General features: G+C 63.4%; 16 protein-coding genes and 1 other RNA gene. All 17 read right to left on the bottom strand.

What is annotated here, in order from left to right; translation table 11 throughout:
• Positions 1 to 133: 133 nt before the first annotated feature.
• On the bottom strand, positions 134 to 1045 hold the full coding sequence (gene lpxC / locus APH25_RS21230; protein ID WP_028635177.1) for a UDP-3-O-acyl-N-acetylglucosamine deacetylase: 912 nt from the start codon (positions 1043 to 1045) through the stop codon (positions 134 to 136).
• Between the two features lie 112 nt (positions 1046 to 1157).
• Positions 1158 to 2354, bottom strand: a complete 1197-nt coding sequence (ftsZ, locus tag APH25_RS21225) for a cell division protein FtsZ (RefSeq protein ID WP_003251871.1) — start codon at positions 2352 to 2354, stop codon at positions 1158 to 1160.
• Between the two features lie 55 nt (positions 2355 to 2409).
• The gene (gene ftsA, locus APH25_RS21220) at positions 2410 to 3666 is read right to left on the bottom strand and encodes a cell division protein FtsA (RefSeq protein WP_015271706.1); all 1257 of its coding nucleotides are present in this window, start codon (positions 3664 to 3666) and stop codon (positions 2410 to 2412) included.
• A gap of 14 nt (positions 3667 to 3680) precedes the next feature.
• Complete coding sequence (locus APH25_RS21215; protein WP_028635178.1) at positions 3681 to 4550, bottom strand: cell division protein FtsQ/DivIB; 870 nt, start codon at positions 4548 to 4550, stop codon at positions 3681 to 3683.
• A gap of 5 nt (positions 4551 to 4555) precedes the next feature.
• Positions 4556 to 5512, bottom strand: a complete 957-nt coding sequence (locus APH25_RS21210; RefSeq protein WP_028635179.1) for a D-alanine--D-alanine ligase — start codon at positions 5510 to 5512, stop codon at positions 4556 to 4558.
• A complete protein-coding gene (gene murC / locus APH25_RS21205; RefSeq protein WP_028635180.1) occupies positions 5509 to 6957 on the bottom strand; it encodes a UDP-N-acetylmuramate--L-alanine ligase in 1449 nt (482 codons plus the stop codon). Before murC ends, APH25_RS21210 begins: the two co-directional genes overlap by 4 nt.
• Positions 6950 to 8029 (bottom strand): undecaprenyldiphospho-muramoylpentapeptide beta-N-acetylglucosaminyltransferase, encoded by a 1080-nt coding sequence (gene murG, locus APH25_RS21200; protein ID WP_060483268.1) that lies wholly within the window; start codon positions 8027 to 8029, stop codon positions 6950 to 6952. The genes murC and murG overlap by 8 nt, the downstream gene beginning before the upstream one ends.
• Entirely contained in the window at positions 8019 to 9230 is a 1212-nt protein-coding gene (ftsW, locus tag APH25_RS21195; RefSeq protein WP_174435888.1) for a putative lipid II flippase FtsW, read from the bottom strand. The genes murG and ftsW overlap by 11 nt, the downstream gene beginning before the upstream one ends.
• Positions 9230 to 10576, bottom strand: a complete 1347-nt coding sequence (murD, locus tag APH25_RS21190) for a UDP-N-acetylmuramoyl-L-alanine--D-glutamate ligase (RefSeq protein ID WP_060483267.1) — start codon at positions 10574 to 10576, stop codon at positions 9230 to 9232. Before murD ends, ftsW begins: the two co-directional genes overlap by 1 nt.
• A 6-nt stretch (positions 10577 to 10582) precedes the next feature.
• Positions 10583 to 11665, bottom strand: a complete 1083-nt coding sequence (mraY, locus tag APH25_RS21185; protein ID WP_028635184.1) for a phospho-N-acetylmuramoyl-pentapeptide-transferase — start codon at positions 11663 to 11665, stop codon at positions 10583 to 10585.
• Positions 11665 to 13032, bottom strand: coding sequence for a UDP-N-acetylmuramoyl-tripeptide--D-alanyl-D-alanine ligase (gene murF, locus APH25_RS21180; protein WP_060483266.1), 1368 nt, complete (start codon positions 13030 to 13032; stop codon positions 11665 to 11667). Before murF ends, mraY begins: the two co-directional genes overlap by 1 nt.
• On the bottom strand, positions 13025 to 14512 hold the full coding sequence (locus APH25_RS21175) for a UDP-N-acetylmuramoyl-L-alanyl-D-glutamate--2,6-diaminopimelate ligase (protein ID WP_060483265.1): 1488 nt from the start codon (positions 14510 to 14512) through the stop codon (positions 13025 to 13027). Before APH25_RS21175 ends, murF begins: the two co-directional genes overlap by 8 nt.
• Positions 14512 to 16251, bottom strand: a complete 1740-nt coding sequence (locus tag APH25_RS21170) for a penicillin-binding protein 2 (protein WP_161629597.1) — start codon at positions 16249 to 16251, stop codon at positions 14512 to 14514. Before APH25_RS21170 ends, APH25_RS21175 begins: the two co-directional genes overlap by 1 nt.
• On the bottom strand, positions 16251 to 16544 hold the full coding sequence (ftsL, locus tag APH25_RS21165; RefSeq protein WP_028635188.1) for a cell division protein FtsL: 294 nt from the start codon (positions 16542 to 16544) through the stop codon (positions 16251 to 16253). The genes APH25_RS21170 and ftsL overlap by 1 nt, the downstream gene beginning before the upstream one ends.
• Positions 16541 to 17488, bottom strand: a complete 948-nt coding sequence (gene rsmH / locus APH25_RS21160) for a 16S rRNA (cytosine(1402)-N(4))-methyltransferase RsmH (protein WP_060483264.1) — start codon at positions 17486 to 17488, stop codon at positions 16541 to 16543. Before rsmH ends, ftsL begins: the two co-directional genes overlap by 4 nt.
• Entirely contained in the window at positions 17485 to 17940 is a 456-nt protein-coding gene (mraZ, locus tag APH25_RS21155) for a division/cell wall cluster transcriptional repressor MraZ (RefSeq protein WP_004575120.1), read from the bottom strand. Before mraZ ends, rsmH begins: the two co-directional genes overlap by 4 nt.
• 307 nt (positions 17941 to 18247) lie before the next feature.
• Positions 18248 to 18620: RNase P RNA component class A (gene rnpB / locus APH25_RS21150), an RNA gene on the bottom strand.
• Between the last annotated feature and the right edge of the window lie 5 nt (positions 18621 to 18625).

The raw sequence follows: 18625 nt of genomic DNA, 5'->3' as shown, positions 1-18625 counted from the left end.
AAGCAACAGCAACAGCAAAAAGGCGGGGCGGGACTGTAACGGAATGGAGTGGTTGAGATGGGTTCGAGCAGGTAGCTGAACCATAAAAAAGGCCACCCGAAGGTGGCCTTAATGAACTAGAGAATGTTCGAACTTACACAGCCGCAACAGGGCGCATGTAGGAGATCGGTGCCGTACTGGCATCTTCGAACGTAACCACTTCCCAAGCATCAGTTTCAGCAATCAACTTGCGCAGCAGCTGGTTGTTCAGCGCGTGCCCGGACTTGAAGCCCTTGAACTCGCCGATCAGGCTGTTGCCCAGCAGGTAGAGGTCGCCAATGGCATCGAGGATCTTGTGCTTCACGAATTCGTCTTCGTAGCGAAGGCCGTCTTCGTTCAGTACACCTTCCTCGTCGACCACGATGGCGTTCTCGACGCTACCACCCAACGCAAGGTTGTGCTTGCGCAGGTATTCGATGTCACGCATGAAGCCGAAGGTGCGGGCGCGGCTCACTTCCTTCACGAACGACGTGCTGGAAAAGTCGACGCTGGCGCTCTGGGTCCGGTTGCGAAGCACCGGGTGATCGAAGTCGATCTCGAAGCTCACCTTGAAACCTTCGAAAGGCAGGAACGTGGCGCGCTTGTCGCCCTCTTCCACGGTTACCTCACGCAGGATGCGGATGAACTTCTTGGCTGCGTCCTGTTCTTCCAGGCCGGCAGACTGAATCAGGAATACAAAAGGTCCGGCGCTGCCATCCATGATCGGCACTTCCGAGGCGGAGAGCTCGACGTAGGCGTTATCGATGCCCAAACCCGCCATGGCGGAGAGCAAGTGCTCGACCGTATCGACCTTGACGTCACCGTTGACCAGCGTCGTCGACATGGTTGTTTCGCCGACGTTGGCCGCACGCGCAGGGATCTCGACCACAGGGTCCAGGTCGGCGCGGCGGAAGACGATGCCGGTGTCAACAGGTGCAGGCTTGAGGGTCAGGTAGACCTTCTCCCCGGAGTGCAGACCGACACCTGTGGCACGGATGGTATTCTTCAGGGTGCGTTGTTTAATCATGGCATTGGCCGCTTCAGCGCAAATTGCGAACAGGTATCAACAAAGGCTGGGGATGATAACAGACCCAACCTTTGATGAATACCAATCACCCTTATACCCCTGATAAATTTCATTAATCGGCCTGACGACGCAGGAATGCCGGAATATCGAGGTAATCCAGGTCGTCCTGAGGGTTCAGCTTGGCGGCTGCGGCGGCACCGGCGTGGGCCTGGTTACGCATTACGGTCGGGCGCTCCAGGTCACGGTAGTTGACCGCTGGCTGCTCCTGGCGCACCGGGGCAGGGTTGGATGCCTCGTAGGCCTGCTGGGCAGTTTGCAGGGTGTTGTCGACAACCTTGACCGGCTTCTCGATACGCGCACCCAAGCCAGTGGCCACAACGGTGACGTGCAGCTCGTCGCGCATGTCCGGGTCGATCACGGTACCCACCTTGACCATGGCGTGGTCGGAGGCGAAGGCTTCGATGATGCTACCCACATCGGAGTATTCACCCAGCGACAGGTCAGGGCCTGCGGTGATGTTCACCAGGATGCCACGGGCGCCCTGCAGGTTGACATCTTCAAGCAGCGGGTTGCGGATGGCCGCCTCGGTGGCCTCGCGAGCACGGTTCGGGCCACTGGCGCAGCCGGTACCCATCATGGCCATGCCCATCTCGCCCATCACGGTGCGCACGTCGGCAAAGTCGACGTTGATCATGCCAGGGCGCTTGATGATGTCGGAGATACCGCGCACGGCGCCGGCCAGCACGTCATCCGCCTTGGCGAAGGCAGACAGCAGGCTTGCATCCTTGCCCAGGATGGTCAGCAGCTTCTCGTTGGGGATGGTGATCAACGAGTCGACGCTTTCAGCCAGCATGCGGATGCCTTCGTCGGCGATCTGCATGCGCTTGCGGCCTTCGAACGGGAACGGACGCGTCACCACCGCAACGGTGAGGATGCCCATTTCCTTGGCCACTTCGGCAATGATCGGTGCTGCACCGGTACCGGTACCGCCGCCCATGCCAGTGGTGATGAACACCATGTTGGTGCCTTGCAGCACTTCGGCGATGCGCTCACGGTCTTCCAGCGCGGCCTGGCGGCCGACTTCCGGATTGGCACCTGCACCCAGGCCCTTGGTCACGCCAGTGCCCAATTGCAGGATGGTGCGTGCACCGATGTTTTTCAGGGCTTGAGCATCGGTGTTAGCGCAGATGAATTCCACGCCTTCAATGCTGCTCTTGACCATGTGGTTGACGGCGTTGCCACCACCACCACCTACACCGATCACCTTGATGACCGGGCTTTGCGGGACGTTGTCTACGAGCTCGAACATTTTCCCTCTCCTTACAGTTCTCTAGTTGTCGCGCCTACCACTACTGCTTTGAAACTTAGAAGTTGCCTTGAACCCACCGCTTGAAGCGCTCAAGCACCGGGGCCTTCGGTTCATCGCCATAGCTGTTGTTGCTGCTGTTGCCGGTCAAAGGCAGGTCTTCGGTCTGCTTTTGCAGGCCGTAGGTAAGCAAGCCCACACCGGTGGAATAGATCGGGTTGCGCACCACGTCGCTCAGCCCCCGAACGCTGTGCGGTACGCCCAGGCGTACCGGCATGTGGAAGATTTCTTCGGCCAGTTCAACGGCGCCTTCCATTTTTGCAGTACCGCCGGTGAGGACGATGCCCGCGGGCACCAGGTCCTCGTAGCCGCTGCGGCGCAGTTCGGCCTGGATCAGCGTGAAGAGCTCGTCGTAACGCGGCTCCACGACTTCGGCCAGGGCCTGGCGCGACAGTTCGCGCGGCGGACGGTCGCCCACGCTTGGCACCTTGATGGTTTCGCCGGCGCCGGCCAGCTTGGCCAGGGCACAGGCGTAACGGATCTTGATTTCCTCGGCGTACTGTGTGGGCGTGCGCAGGGCCATGGCAATGTCATTGGTCACCTGGTCGCCGGCAATCGGGATCACCGCCGTGTGGCGGATGGCGCCTTCGGTGAAGATGGCGATGTCGGTGGTACCACCACCGATGTCCACCAGGCACACGCCCAGCTCTTTCTCGTCATCGGTCAGCACCGAGTAGGCCGAGGCCAGTTGCTCGAGGATGATGTCGTCGATTTCAAGGCCGCACCGGCGCACGCACTTTTCGATGTTCTGGGCAGCGTTGACGGCGCAGGTCACCACGTGAACCTTGGCCTCCAGGCGTACGCCCGACATGCCCAGCGGCTCGCGCACACCTTCCTGGTTGTCGATCACATAGTCCTGCGGCAGGGTGTGCAGCACACGCTGGTCTGCCGGGATGGCGACGGCCTGGGCCGCATCCAGTACCCGCTCCAGGTCGGCCAGGCTGACCTCACGGTCGCGAATGGCGACGATACCGTGGGAGTTGAGGCTGCGGATGTGGTTACCGGCTACGCCGACGAATGCCGAGTGAATGCGGCAACCGGCCATCAGCTGCGCTTCTTCAACGGCACGCTGGATCGACTGCACGGTGGACTCGATGTTCACCACCACGCCTTTTTTCAGGCCCCGGGACGGATGGGTGCCGATCCCGACGATTTCCAGGGTACCGTCCTCGCCCACCTCACCCACCAGCGCCACCACCTTGGAGGTGCCAATGTCCAGCCCGACGATCATTTTGCCGCTATGCGCGTTTGCCATGGTCCTGCCTCTCTCTAATTCTTCGCAACGGCGGGTTGGGCCGTCGTCGGTGCAATCGGTTCCCGCCAGCCAACGGCAAGCCCGTTGGCGTATCGCAGATCGATGCGGGCGATGTTGGCGATCTGCTCTTTAAGCGTCTTGTCGTAAATGGCAATGAAACGGCGCATCTTCTCTACCAGATGGTCGCGCCCCAGCAGCAGCTCGATGCCTGGCCCGGCGCTGCTCGCACCCGTGGTCAGGAACCAGCTGCCTCGCTCGCGCAGCTCCAGGCGCGCGATGGAAAAGCCCAGGGGGCGCAGCATCTGGCTCAGTACCTGATACTGCTGCATGACTTGTTGCTGTGCACGCTGCGGCCCGGCCAACTGCGGCAGGTGCTCGTAGTTGGCCAGCTCGCGCGGTGTGAACGCCTGGCCCTGGTTGTTGAGCAAGGCTTCATCACCCCAGCGCGCCACCGGCAGTTGTTCTTCGAGGCGGATCACGACCTCGTCCGGCCATACACGGCGTACTTCGGCGTGGGCGATCCAGGGCATCTGCTCAAGCTCGGTACGCATCGCCGGCAGGTCGACGGTGAAGAAGCTGGCCGCCACGTAGGGGGCGATGCGCTGCTGCACGGACTGCTGGCTGATGTAGGTCAGGTCGCCCTGCACGTCGATCTTGGTGATGGGCCGGTCGGCATAGGGCATCAGCCGCACCGCGCCCTCGTACGCACCAAAACCTGCGGCTACCAGCAGCACCGGCCACAGCAGGCGCTTGAGGCCGCCCAGGCTAGGCCGCGGCAGGCGCGCCGATACGGGCTCGTCGGCCACCAGCCGGCTGGCACCACGCGGCACCGGCTTGCTACGGCCGGTAACGGGTTGCTGCTGACGTATCATCGCGCCTTGCATGATGGTTAACCTCGCGTCGCCATGCTGTCGGCCAGGATCGCCAGCACCAGTTGCTGGAAGTCCAGGCCGGCCGCGCGGGCCGCCATGGGCACCAGGCTATGATCAGTCATGCCAGGTGCGGTGTTGACTTCGAGCAGCCAGAACCGGCCCTGCTCGTCCTGCATCACGTCCAGCCGGCCCCAGCCTTCGATGCCGATGGCATCGCAAGCACGGGCGGTCAGGTCGATCAGTTCCTGTTCCTTGACACTGTCCAGCCCGCAGGGAATGCGGTACTGGGTGTCGTTGGCGATGTACTTGGCGTCGTAGTCGTAGAACACGTGCGGGGTACCCAGGGCGATTGGCGGCAGCACCTGCCCGCGCAGTACCGCAATGGTGAACTCCGGGCCGTGAATCCACTGTTCAACGAGTACCTGGGAATCGTAGTTGGCGGCGTCTTGCCAGGCGGCGACCAGTTCCTGCTCGCTGTTCACCTTGGCCATGCCGATGCTGGAGCCTTCATGGGCAGGTTTGACGATGAGCGGGAAGCCCAGTTCCGTGCTGGCACGCAAACAATCGCTTTCGCTTGCCAATACTGCGTGGCGTGGCGTGGGGATGCCCAGGCTCTGCCACACCTGCTTGGTGCGCAGCTTGTCCATGGCCAGCGCCGACGCAAGGATGCCACTGCCGGTGTAGGGGATGCCCAGGCACTCCAGCAAGCCTTGCATGCTGCCGTCTTCGCCGCCGCGACCGTGAAGGATGATGAACGCACGGTCGACCTTCTCGCTTTGCAGGCGGGTGAGCAGGTCGTCGCCCACATCGATGGCAACCACGTCCACACCCGCTGCCGTCAGTGCGCTGATCACGGCAGCGCCGGACTTCAGCGACACTTCGCGTTCGGCGCTCTTGCCGCCGTACAGTACCGCGACGCGGCCGAACGCCTTGACGTCCAGGGTGGAGTGCAACGTGTCGTAGGCGCTGGTCATTTCGACTTCTCCTGCTTGGCGCCAGCGAACAGCGGGCTTTTCATCAATTGCGGGGCCAGGCCGCCGACGTCGCCGGCCCCCTGGCAAATCAGGATGTCGCCGGCACGCAGCAAGGGCTTGACCAGCGGCGCCAGCTCGGCGCCACGTTCGATGTAGATCGGGTCCAGCTTGCCGCGCTGGCGGATGCTGTGGCACAGCTGGCGGCTGTCGGCGCCCGGGATCGGCTCTTCACCGGCGGGGTACACCTCCATCAACAGCAGCACGTTGGCATCGCCCAGCACCTGGACGAAATCGTCGTACAGGTCACGGGTACGGCTGTAGCGGTGCGGCTGATACACGATCACCAGGCGGCGGCTGGGCCAGCCACCGCGTACCGCCTTGATCACAGCAGCCACTTCGGTAGGGTGATGGCCGTAGTCGTCCACCAGCATCACGCTGCCACCGTCTACCGGCAGTTCGCCATACACCTGGAAGCGCCGGCCGACACCCTGGAAGCCGGACAGGCCCTGGATGATGGCGTCGTCGGCAATGCCTTCGTCGGTGGCGATGGCGATGGTGGCCAGGGCATTCAGCACGTTGTGGTTGCCCGGCATGTTCACCGACACTTCCAGCGGCTCGCAGTCGCGGCGCAGCACGGTGAAGTGGGTTTGCATGCCCTGCTGGCGCACGTTGATGGCGCGGATGTCGGCCTCTTCGCTGAAGCCGTACGTCACCGTCGGGCGCTTGACCTGCGGCAGGATCTCGCGCACTACCGGGTCGTCCAGGCACATCACGGCCAGGCCGTAGAACGGCAGGTTGTGCAGGAATTCGACAAAGGTTTTCTTCAGCTTGTTGAAGTCACCTTCGTAGGTAGCCATGTGGTCGGCGTCGATGTTGGTGACCACGGCAACCATCGGTTGCAGGTGCAGGAAGCTGGCGTCGCTCTCGTCGGCTTCGGCGATCAGGTAGCGGCTGGTGCCCAGCTGGGCGTTGGTGCCGGCTGCAGTCAGGCGGCCACCGATGACGAACGTAGGGTCCAGGCCGCCTGCGGCGAACACTGATGCCAGCAGGCTGGTGGTGGTGGTCTTGCCGTGGGTGCCGGCAACGGCCACACCATGGCGGTAACGCATCAGTTCGGCCAGCATCTCGGCGCGCGGTACCACCGGGATACGGCGCTCCAGCGCGGTGGCCACTTCCGGGTTGGCAGGGTTGATCGCGCTCGACACCACCAGCACATCGGCGGTGGCCGCGTTCTCGGCGCGGTGGCCGACGAAGATCTGGGCGCCGAACGATTCCAGGCGCTCGGTGACAGGCGAGGCCTTCAGGTCGGAACCGGACACTTCATAGCCCAGGTTCAGCAGCACCTCGGCGATGCCGCACATGCCCACACCGCCAATGCCGACGAAGTGAATGCGACGGATACGGCCCATTTTCGGCTGGGGCATGGCTTTCTGGCTCTCAACCATGGGCCACCTCCAGGCAGATGTCGACTACGGTGCTGGTTGCAGCAGGTTTGGCCAGGCGTCTTGCAGTACCAGCCATGACAGTGAGTTTCTCGGGTTGCATCAGCACCTCGTTCAGGCGTTCAGCGAGCTGCGCTGCGCCAGTTGTCGCTTGTGGCATCAGGAAGGCAGCGCCTTCACGGGCCAGATATTGGGCGTTGTGGGTCTGGTGATCGTCGATGGCATGGGGCAAGGGCACCAGCATCGAAGGCAGGCCCGCTGCCGCCAGCTCGCTGACAGTCAGGGCGCCGGCCCGGCACACCACCAGATCAGCCCAGCCGTAGGCATGGGCCATGTCCTTTATGAAGGGCTCTACCTGAGCCTCTATGCCAGCCTCGCGATAACGCTCGGCGGTAACCGGCGCATGCTGCTTGCCGGCCTGATGGAACACCTCTGGCCTTACGGCCGCAGGCACTTCTGACAGCGCCTTAGGCAACAATTTGTTCAATGGTTCCGCACCCAGGCTACCGCCGAGTACCAGCAGGCGTGCCGGGCGCGCAGCCAGCGGTGCGCGCTGTGCATCCATGAACAGCTCAGGGCGCACCGGGTTACCGGTGGTACGGCGCTTGTCGCTGGCGTCGAATGTATTCGGGAACGCCTCGCATACTCGCGCCGACAGCGGTGCCAGCAGACGGTTGGCGGTACCGGCCCGGGCGTTTTGCTCGTGGATGACCAGCGGGACACCGCACAGCTTGGCCGCCACACCGCCTGGGCCGGTGACGTAGCCACCGAAGCCCAGCACGCAGACCGGCTTGAGCTGACGGATCACACGCCGGGCCTGCAAGACCGACTTGATCAGCATCAGCGGCGCCTTCAGCAGGGACAGCTTGCCCTTGCCGCGCAAACCGCTGACCTCGATGCGGTGCAACGGCAGACCTGCCTGAGGCACCAGTTCGTTCTCGATGCCACGCGGCGTACCCAGCCAGTGCACGGCATACCCGCGGGCCTGGAACTCACGGGCGCAGGCCAGGGCCGGGAACACGTGGCCCCCGGTGCCGCCCGCCATGATCAATACGTTTTTGCCGTCAGCGGCCATGACTGGGCTCCTCGGCAAAATCGCTCTCGCTGAATTCATGTTCCTCGCTACCCAGGTGCGTGCGGCTTTCCCACTCGATGCGCAGCAACAGGCCTACGCAGGCACAGCAGATCACCAGGGAACTACCGCCATAACTGAGGAACGGCAGGGTCAGGCCCTTGGTCGGCAACAGGCCGACGTTCACGCCGATGTTGATCAGGAACTGGCCAATCCACAGGAAGGCCAGGCCGAATGCCATATAGGCAGCAAAAAACTGTTTGGCTTTCTCGGCCCACAAACCGATGTAAAGGGCACGCACGGTGACAAATACGAACAGCGCGATGGTGACCAGCGAGCCGACCACGCCCAGCTCTTCTGCCAGCACCGAGAACACGAAGTCGGTGTGGGCTTCTGGCAGGTAGAACTGCTTCTGCACACTGTTGCCCAGGCCCACCCCCAGCCACTCGCCACGGCCGAAGGCAATCAGCGCCTGGGTAAGTTGGTAGCCCGAGCCGAACTGGTCGGACCAGGGGTCGGTGAAGGTAATCAACCGCGCCATTCGATAGGGCTGCGCCTGTACCAGCACGAACACCGCCACCACCGCCAGCACTACCATCAGGCTGAAGCGGAACAGCCCCACCCCGCCGAGGAACAGCATGGCAGCAGCCGCACCCATCATGACCACGGTGGCGCCGAAGTCCGGCTCCATCAGCAGCAGGCCGGCCATGGGCAGCAGCACGATGAACGGCTTGAAGAAGCCCATCCAACTTTCGCGCACCTCGGTCTGGCGCCGCACCAGGTAACCGGCGAGGTAGATGACCACGAATACCTTGGCGATTTCAGACGGCTGCACGTTGAAGAAACTGAAGCCGATCCAGCGCATCGAACCGTTCACCTCGCGGCCAATGCCGGGCACCAGCACCAGCACCAGCAGGCCGAAGGCGCCCAGCAGCATCATGAAGCCCATGCGCTGCCAAGTGGCGATCGGCACCATCATGGTCGCGCCGCAGGCGACCAGGCCCAGGAACACGTACACCAGGTGGCGGTACATGTGGTAGAGCGGGTTACCCGACTGCACGGCAGCCACTTCCGACGAAGCCGAGGTGATCATCACCAGGCCAAGGCCCAGCAAGGCCAGGCAACCTGCCAGCAGCGCGAAGTCCAGGTCGATGCCACGGCCACTGATCAGTGGCGACGGGTAAGGCTTGAGGACACCGAAGATCATGCGAGTGCCTCCGCGGCCTGGGCAAACAGGCGCCCGCGTTCTTCGAAGTTCCTGAACATGTCGAGGCTGGCGCAGGCCGGCGACAGCAGCACGGCGTCCCCGCGCTGGGCCAGTTCGGCGCATTGGCGCACGGCATCTTCCAGGGTGCCGACGCGCACCAGCGGCACGTCGTCGCCCAGTGCGTCGGCCAGGCGCTCGGCATCACGGCCCAGCAGCACTACCGCGCGGCAGAAACGCTTGACCGGCTCACGCAACGCCGTGAACTCGGCACCTTTGCCATCCCCCCCGGCGATCAGCACCAGCTTGCCCTCAATGTCGGCGCCCAAACCTTCGATGGCAGCCAGGGCTGCCCCAACGTTGGTCGCCTTGGAATCGTCATACCAGTTCACGCCATTGCGCTCGCGCACCCACTGGCAACGGTGGGCCAAGCCACCGAATGCGCGCAGGGCCTCCAGCATGGGCGCGAAGGCAAGCCCTGCCGCGTGCCCCAAGGCCAGGGCAGCCAGGGCGTTGCTCTGGTTGTGGGCGCCACGAATCTTCAGCTCGCGCACCGGCATCAGGTTCTGGAACTCGAACGCCAGGTATTTCTCGCCATCCACTTCGCGCAGGCCGAAGGCCTTGAAGTCCGGTTGGTTCAGGCCAAATGTCCAGCACGGGCGGCCTTCGACCGGCAGTGGTCGGCTGAGTGCATCCTGGCGGTTGACCACCACCTGGCGCGCCCCACGGAAGATGCGGTGCTTGGCCAGGTGATAGGCCGGCAGGCCGCTGTAGCGGTCCATGTGGTCTTCGCTGATGTTCAGCACCGTGGCCACTTCGGCATTGAGCTGGTCAGTGGTTTCCAGCTGGAAGCTGGACAGCTCCATCACGTACAGCTCGACGTCATCGGCCAGCAGGTCCAGCGCCGGCGTGCCGAGGTTACCGCCCACCGCGACGCGCTTGCCGGCCTTGGCCGCCATCTCGCCCACCAGTGTGGTGACGGTGCTCTTGGCGTTGGAGCCGCTGATGGCGATGATCGGTGCCTTGGCATGGCGGGCAAACAGCTCGATGTCGCCGGAAAGCTTCACCCCCCGTGCCGCCGCCTGTTGCAGCGCCGGGGTGGCAAGGGCCAGGCCAGGGCTTACATACAGCTCGCTGGCGCGGCACAGGAAGTCGACATCCAGTTCGCCACAGCGTACTTCCACCTGCGGGTAGTCACGGCGCAGGGTGTCCAGTTCCGGCGGTTGTTCGCGGGTGTCGGCGACCGCAAAGGCCATGCCCCGGCTCGCCAGGAAGCGAACCAGGGACATGCCGCTCTTGCCGAGGCCGACAACGATGCGGAATTGGTCGGAAGCGATCAGTGACACGCTCGTCTACCTCAGTTTCAGGGTTGCAAGGCCAACCAGCACCAGAATCACGGTGATGATCCAGAAGCGGACAATCACCCGTGGCTCCGGCCAGCCCTTGAGTTCAAAGTGGTGGTGTATCGGCGCCATGCGGAACACGCGCTTGCCGGTGAGCTTGAACGACGCCACCTGGATCACCACCGACAGGGTTTCCATCACGAACACGCCGCCCATGATGAACAGCACGATTTCCTGGCGGACAATGACGGCAATGGTGCCCAGTGCCGCGCCCAGCGCGAGCGCGCCCACGTCGCCCATGAAGACCTGCGCCGGGTAAGTGTTGAACCACAGGAAGCCCAGGCCGGCACCGATCAGCGCACCGCAGAACACGATCAACTCGCCCGAGCCCGGCACGTACGGGATCAGCAGGTACTCGGCGAACTTCACGTTGCCCGACAGGTAGCAGAAGATGCCCAGCGCCCCCCCCACCATTACCGTCGGCATGATCGCCAGGCCATCGAGGCCGTCGGTGAGGTTGACGGCGTTGCTGGAGCCGACGATGACGAAATAGGTCAGCACCACGAAGCCGATGCCCAGCGGGATGGTGACGTCCTTGATGAACGGCAGTATCAGCGTGGTTTCGACACTGGTTGGCGCGGTCTTGTACAGGAATACCGCTGCAGCCAGGCCGAACACCGACTGCCAGAAGTATTTCCAGCGGCTGGGCAGCCCACGGGAGTTTTTCTCGATGACCTTGCGGTAGTCGTCCACCCAGCCGATGGCACCGAAAGCCAGGGTGACGATCAGCACCACCCACACGTAACGGTTGGTAAGGTCAGCCCACAGCAGCGTGCTGACGGCGATGGCGGAAAGGATTAGCGCACCGCCCATGGTCGGGGTGCCGGACTTGGAGAGGTGCGATTGCGGCCCGTCGTTGCGCACGGCCTGGCCGATCTGACGGATTTGCAGGGTACGGATCATCCACGGCCCCAGCCACAGCGCCATCGACAACGCGGTCAGTACACCCAGAATCCCGCGCAGGGACAGGTACTGGAAGACCGCGAAGCCCTTGTGGAACTGTTGCAGATACTCGGCCAACAGCAGCAGCATTAATGTTTCTCCCCGCTGGCACCGCACAGTGCAGCCACGACGTTTTCCATCGCAGCGCTGCGCGAGCCTTTTATCAATATGGTGGTGTCGCTGACGTTCTCGGCACTGACAGCGTCGATGAGCTCAGCTTGCGTCGCGAAATGGCGGCCATGTGCGCCGAATGCCTGTACCGCGTGGGCCATGTTGGCACCCACCGCGTAAAGGGCGTCGACTTTGCCGCGGGCATAGTCACCCACCTGCCGGTGGCCTTCTTCTGCCCACTGCCCCAGTTCGCCGATATCTCCAAGCACCAGGACGGTACGCCCGGAAAAGGCGGCGAGTATATCAATGGCCGCGCACATGGAGGTGGGATTTGCGTTGTAGCTGTCGTCGATAACACAGGCCCCACCCGGCGCGATCTGCGCCACGGTACGGCCCTTGACCGGCTGCACGGCAGCCAGGCCCGCGGCGATGCCGCTCAGGCTCACGCCCACGGCGTGGGCAGCGGCAGCGGCAGCCAGTGCGTTGCTGACGTTGTGCACGCCCAGCAGGTTCAGTTGCACGGTGACTTCACTGCCTGCGCCATGCAGGGTGAAGGCCGGGCAGCCACGTACATCCCGGCCAAGGTTGCTGGCATGGAAGTCGGCCCCGGGGTTATCCAGGGCGAAGCTGATGACGCGGTGGCTGCCGGCGCGTTTGCGCCAGATAGCGAACGCCTTGTCGGCCAGGTTGAGGATGGCAACGCCACCTTCATCCAGGCCTTCCAGGATCTCGCCCTTGGCCTCGACGATCTTTTCCGGGCCGCCGAACTCGCCTACATGGGCGGTACCGGCGTTGTTGATGATGACCACCTGCGGTTTGGTCAGGCCGACGGTGTAGCGGATTTCGCCAATGCGCGAGGCGCCCAGCTCGATCACTGCCGCGCTGTGCTCGGGCGCGATTTCAAGCAGGGTCAGCGGCGCACCCAGGTCGTTGTTCAGGTTGCCACGGGTGGCATGCACCAGGCCGCGGGTGCGCAGGATGCTGGCGAGCATTTCCTTCACCGTGGTCTTGCCACTGGAGCCGGTAATGGCCACCACTGGGTTGTGGAACCGGGCACGGTTCAGCGCGCCAAGCTGGCCCAGGGCCACACGGCAGTCGGCGACCACCAGTTGCGGCAGGTCGACGCCTGCCACTTCGTGCTCGACCAATGCCGCAACAGCGCCCTTGGCCTGCACATCGGCCAGGTAGTCATGGCCATCGAAACGCGGGCCGGCCAAGGCAACGAACAGCTGCCCCGCACCCACGCTGCGGCTGTCGATGCTCACGCCATCGAAGCGCGCGTCGGCACCGCTCAGGCGACCGCCAAGTGCGCCCGTCAGCTGGCTGAGGGTCATGGGCTCAAGCATGTGGTGCCTCCCAGGCTGTGAGTGCCTTGTCGGCTTCGATCAAGTCGGAGAAGGCGTGACGTTCGCCATTGATCTCCTGGTAATCCTCGTGCCCCTTGCCGGCCAGCACGATCACATCGTCGGCGGCAGCACCGGCGATCAGTTGGGCAATGGCTGCGCCGCGGCCAGAGACGAAGGCCACCGCATCTGGCGCGGAAAACCCCGGGCGGATGTCATCGAAGATGCGTTGTGGGTCTTCGCTGCGCGGGTTGTCATCGGTGACCAGCACCCGGTCGGCCAGGCGCTCGGCCACTTCGGCCATCAGCGGGCGCTTGCCGCGGTCGCGATCGCCGCCGCAGCCAAACAGGCACAGCAGCTGGCCGTGCGCATGCGGGCGCAGTGCTTCCAGTACTTTGTCCAGGGCATCGGGTGTGTGTGCATAGTCCACCACCACCAGCGGTTTGCTACCGCCCCCCAGGCGCTGCATGCGGCCTACCGGCCCTTGCAGTTGCGGGGTGATCTTGAGGATTTCGTCCAGCGCGTAGTCCAGCGCCAGCAGGCTGGCGACGGCGGCCAGCATGTTGCTCAGGTTGAAACGGCCCAGCAGCTGGCTGCGCAGCGTGCGTTCGCCCTGCGCCGTGACCAGGGTGGCGCACACGCCCTCATCGGTGAACACAGCCTCGCGGCAGAACAGCGTGGCGTCCGGGTTTTCCAGGCTATAACTGATCAGCCGGGTCTCGATATGATCACCGACAGGGCGCCTGGCATAGGCGTCTGCCAGACGCTGGCCGAACGTGTCATCCAGGTTGACCACTTGGCAGCGCAAGCTGGGCCAGGCGAACAGCTTGGCCTTGGCCGCTTCATAGGCCTGCATGCTGCCGTGGTAATCCAGGTGATCGCGGGACAGGTTGGTCATCACCGCAATGTCGAAGTCGAGCGCAGCCACACGCCCCTGCTCCAGGGCATGGGAAGAGACTTCCATGGCGACGGCCTTGGCGCCCTGCTTCTTGAGGTCGTAGAGGGTGGCCTGCACGGCGATGGGGTCGGGTGTGGTCAGCCGCCCGCTCTGCAGCTCGCCATAGAAGCCGGTACCCAGCGTGCCGATCAGGCCGCAACGCTGGCCCAACGCATCCAGTGCCTGGGCAACCAGTTGGGTAACGCTGGTCTTGCCATTGGTACCGGTGACGCCCAGCAGGTTCAGCTGGCGGCCGGGGTCGCCATAGAAGCGGCCAGCAATGTCCGACAACTGGGCGACCAGGCCTTTTACCGGAATCAGCGGCACGTCGGTCAGGGGCAACACGTTGGCGCCCTGCTCTTCGTAGGCCACAGCCGCGGCGCCACGGGCAAGGGCATCGGCAATGTGACCGCGCCCATCCATTTTGGCACCCGGCACGGCCAGGAACAGGTCGCCAGGGCGCACCTGGCGGCTGTCCAGGGTCAACTCGCGAATCAGCGGGTCACGGCTGGCGTGGGCAAACAGTTTGCTCAGTGGCATCGTCATTATCCACGCCCTCCCTTGGCGGCGGCTGCATTGACTTGCGATTGCTCGGCCGGTGCCGGTGGGGGCAGGTTATCTGGCGGTACGTTCATCAGCCGCAGGGTGCCGGACATGACCTTGCTGAAGACCGGTGCCGACACCAGGCCGCCGAAGTAGCCGCCCTTGCCTGGTTCGTCGATCACCACGACGATGGCGTAGCGTGGGTCGCTCATGGGGCCGAAGCCTGCGAACAACGAACGGTAGGCGTTCTCGGTGTAGCCCTTGGAGCCCACCGTGGCCTTACGCGCCGTGCCCGACTTGCCAGCCACGTGATAGAACGGCACCTGGGCACGGAACACGCCGCGCGGTGCTTCAATCACCTGCTGCAACATGCCCTGCACGGTTTCAGCAGTTTCCTTGGGGATGGCCTGCACGGCTTCAGGCGCCTTGTCGACCTTGAGGATCGACAGCGGCACCATCTTGCCGTCGTTGGCCAGCGCCGCGTAGGCATGCACCAGTTGCAGGGCAGTCACCGATACGCCATAGCCATAGGACAAGGTGGCCGTTTCGGCCTTGCGCCATTCCCGGTGGTTAGGCAGGTTACCCACCCGTTCACCCGGGAACCCCAGGCCTGTGTACTGGCCCAGGCCCACCTGGGACATCACCCGGTAAATGGCTTCGCCGCCGATGTCGAAGGCGATCTTGCTCATGCCCACGTTACTGGAGTTGATCAGGATACCGGTCAGGTCGAGGATCGGGCCCTCGCTCTTGGACACGTCCTTGATGGTGTAACGGCCGATCTGCAGGCTGCCAGGGTAGACCTCGACCTTGTCGGTGGGCTTCCAGCGGCCGCTCTGCAAGGCGGCGCTCATGGAGATCGGCTTGACCGTGGAACCCGGCTCGAACACGTCGATGATCGCCCGGTTGCGCATGGCTGCCGGGAACATGCTGCGACGGTTGTTGGGGTTGTAGGTGGGCTGGTTGACCATGGCCAGCACTTCGCCAGTCTTGACGTCCATGATCACCAGGCTGCCCGCCTTGGCGTCCTGTTCGGCGATGGCGTTGCGCAGCTCACGGGTGGCCAGGTATTGCAGGCGCAGGTCTATCGACAACGCCAAGGTCTTCCCGGCCTTGGCGTTCTTGGTAACCTGAATGTCCTTGATCAGCCGGCCACGCCGATCCTTGATCACTTGTCGCTTGCCCGGCACGCCCGCCAGCCACTCGTCGTAGGCCAGTTCGACCCCTTCGCGGCCATGGTCGTCCAGGTCGGTGAAGCCAACCATGTGCGCGGTCACATCGCCGGCCGGGTAGAAGCGACGGAATTCTTCCAGCCCGTACACACCCGGCACCTTCAGGTCCAGCACATGCTGGCCCTGCTCCGGGGTCAGGCCACGTACCAGGTAGATGAATTCTTTGCTGGCCTGCTGGGTCAGGCGCTCGGTCAACTGCTGGGCGTTCTGCCCCAAGGCCGCAGCCAGTTGCGGCCAGCGGTCGCGCGAGGCCTGCATTTCCTTAGGGTTGGCCCACAAGGTAGTGACCGGCGTACTCACGGCCAGAGGCTCACCATTGCGATCGGTGATCAGACCGCGGTGTGCCGGGATGGGAATATGACGCAGGCTGCGGGCATCGCCCTGGCCCTTGAGGAAGTCACGGTCGACCACCTGCAGATCGACGATGCGCCAGCAGATGGCGCCCACCATCAGCGCCAGCAGGCCGATGACCACGCGAAACCGCCATGGGTACAGTGCGCCTTCGAGCTTCATCATGGCGTCACCATCCGCACTTCGTCAGCGGCAGGCACGCGCATCTTCAATTGCTCGGACGCCAGGTTCTCGATGCGGCTGGAAGCGGTCCAGGTGCTCTGTTCGAGGATAAGCCGGCCCCACTCGGCCTGGGCCTTGTCGCGGTCATTCAGCTCGCCGTAGAGGGTATTGAGCAACTGGCGGTTCCAGTGCGCGCTGTACGATACAGCGATGGCCGAAATCAGCACGCCGACGAACAGCAGGAGCATCAGGAAGCTTCCGCCTGGCAGGGGCTTGGCGAACAGCTTGCTCACCGCAGTTTCTCCGCCACACGCATTACCGCACTGCGCGACCGTGGGTTGGCCTTGAGCTCGGCCTCAGAGGCGAACTGGGCCTTGCCGATAAGCTTGATCTTGGGCTCGAACACCTTGTGCTGCACGGGCAGGTTACGCGGCAGGTTGTCGGCCTCGCCCTTGACCAGCTTGCGCATGAACAGCTTGACGATGCGGTCTTCCAGCGAGTGGAAGCTGATGACAGCCAGGCGGCCGCCGACTTCCAGGGCGTCAAGCGCGGCTTCCAGGCCGGCCTCCAGATCGCCCAGCTCATTGTTGACGTGGATGCGCAGGCCCTGGAAAGCGCGGGTCGCCGGGTTCTTGCCCTTCTCCCAGGCCGGGTTGGCCACCTTGAGCACTTCTGCCAGGTCGGCAGTGCGGGTGAACGGCTGGGTTTCACGGCGCTCGACCACTGCACGTGCCATGCGGCCGGCAAAGCGTTCTTCACCGTATTCCTTGAACACGCGAGCAATTTCTTCTACAGGTGCGGTGGCGATGAACTCGGCGGCGCTGATGCCCTGGGCCGGGTTCATGCGCATGTCCAGGGGGCCATCATTGAGGAAGCTGAAACCGCGCTCCGGGTCGTCCAGTTGCGGCGACGACACGCCCAGGTCCAGCAGCACACCACTGACCTTGCCGTGCAACCCGCGCTCGGCAACCTCCGCACCCAATTCGGCAAAGCTGCGCTGCACAATGACAAAGCGGCCGTCTTCGGCCGCCAGCGCTTGCCCCGTGGCAATCGCCTGTGGATCTTTGTCGAACCCCAGCAGCCGCCCCTGCGGCCCGAGCCGGCTCAGGATCAACCGACTGTGGCCGCCGCGGCCGAAGGTACCGTCCAGATAGCAACCGTCGGCGCGCAAGGCCAATGCCTCGACCGCTTCGTCGAGCAGGACGGTGATGTGGTTGAAGCCGCTATCTATGGTCACAGGATCAGGTCACGCAGTTCGTCGGGCATGGCGCCCGGTTGTTGAATAGCTGCAAGGTCGGCTGCCGAAACCGCGTTCCAGGCATCTTCATCCCACAGCTGGAATTTGTTCAGTTGCCCCACCAGCATCGCCTTCTTGTCCAGCTTGGCGTACTCCCGCAGGCGGGGCGGCACCAGGAAACGGCCACTGCCATCGAGCTCCAGGTCAACCGCATTACCGATCAGCAAACGCTGCAGGCGGCGGTTTTCTTCACGAAGCGACGGCAAGGCACGCAACTTGGCTTCTATTTGTTCCCACTCGTCGAGCGGATAGACACACAAGCAGGGGTCAACAGCGTCAATGGTCACGATGAGCTGGCCATTGCAGCGCGAATCGAGCTCGTCACGGTACCGGCTCGGCATGGCGAGACGGCCCTTTGCATCGAGGCTGACGGCGTTGGCTCCGCGGAACACGGCTGCGATTCCCCACAATGGTAGCGTTTTTGTGCCAGAAAACCCACTTCATCCCACTTTCTGCCACTTGCGCACACTATAGGAATCCGCCCGCAGCACCGTCAAGGCACGTTCGGAAGGAAAAGCCTTACAGGACCGAGATTTAGCGCAATAAAAGAAGGGGGAAGGAATACCGGGGATATAAAAAGACGAGAAAAATCAAACCCACCCAGGCGCCTGGCGCTGGAACTTAAAGTAATTTATGAAGAGTAAGATTTTTTCGGCATTACCAGAGGGGATCTGCTATCGATTCAAGCAGGGAGAAAAGGTGGAGAGTCGATCTGTAAGCCGGGTTTTGTCGAGGACAGTCATTCCTCTACGACGGCCATCACTGGACGCCTCTAGCAACCTACCCGGTTCCGACGCGGGCCACGCCTGATGGAACCCTATTTGGTCTTGCTCCGAGTGGGGTTTACCTAGCCACGAACTGTTGCCAGACGTGCGGTGCGCTCTTACCGCACCTTTTCACCCTTACCGGCGCCGAAGCGCTTAGGCGGTTATTTTCTGTGGCACTTTCCGTAGGCTCGCGCCTCCCAGGCGTTACCTGGCACTCTGCCCTGCGGAGCCCGGACTTTCCTCCCCCTGCAGTTGCGCAGCAGAACTGCGGAACTTAAACAGGCAGCGACTGTCCGATCGACTCTCCGCC

Origin of the sequence: Pseudomonas sp. NBRC 111119 (assembly GCF_001320125.1) — a bacterium.
In the GTDB taxonomy this organism is placed as follows: domain Bacteria; phylum Pseudomonadota; class Gammaproteobacteria; order Pseudomonadales; family Pseudomonadaceae; genus Aquipseudomonas; species Aquipseudomonas parafulva.
The sequence above is the reverse complement of the archived record's forward strand: the minus strand, read 5'-3'. Positions and strand labels throughout refer to the sequence as shown.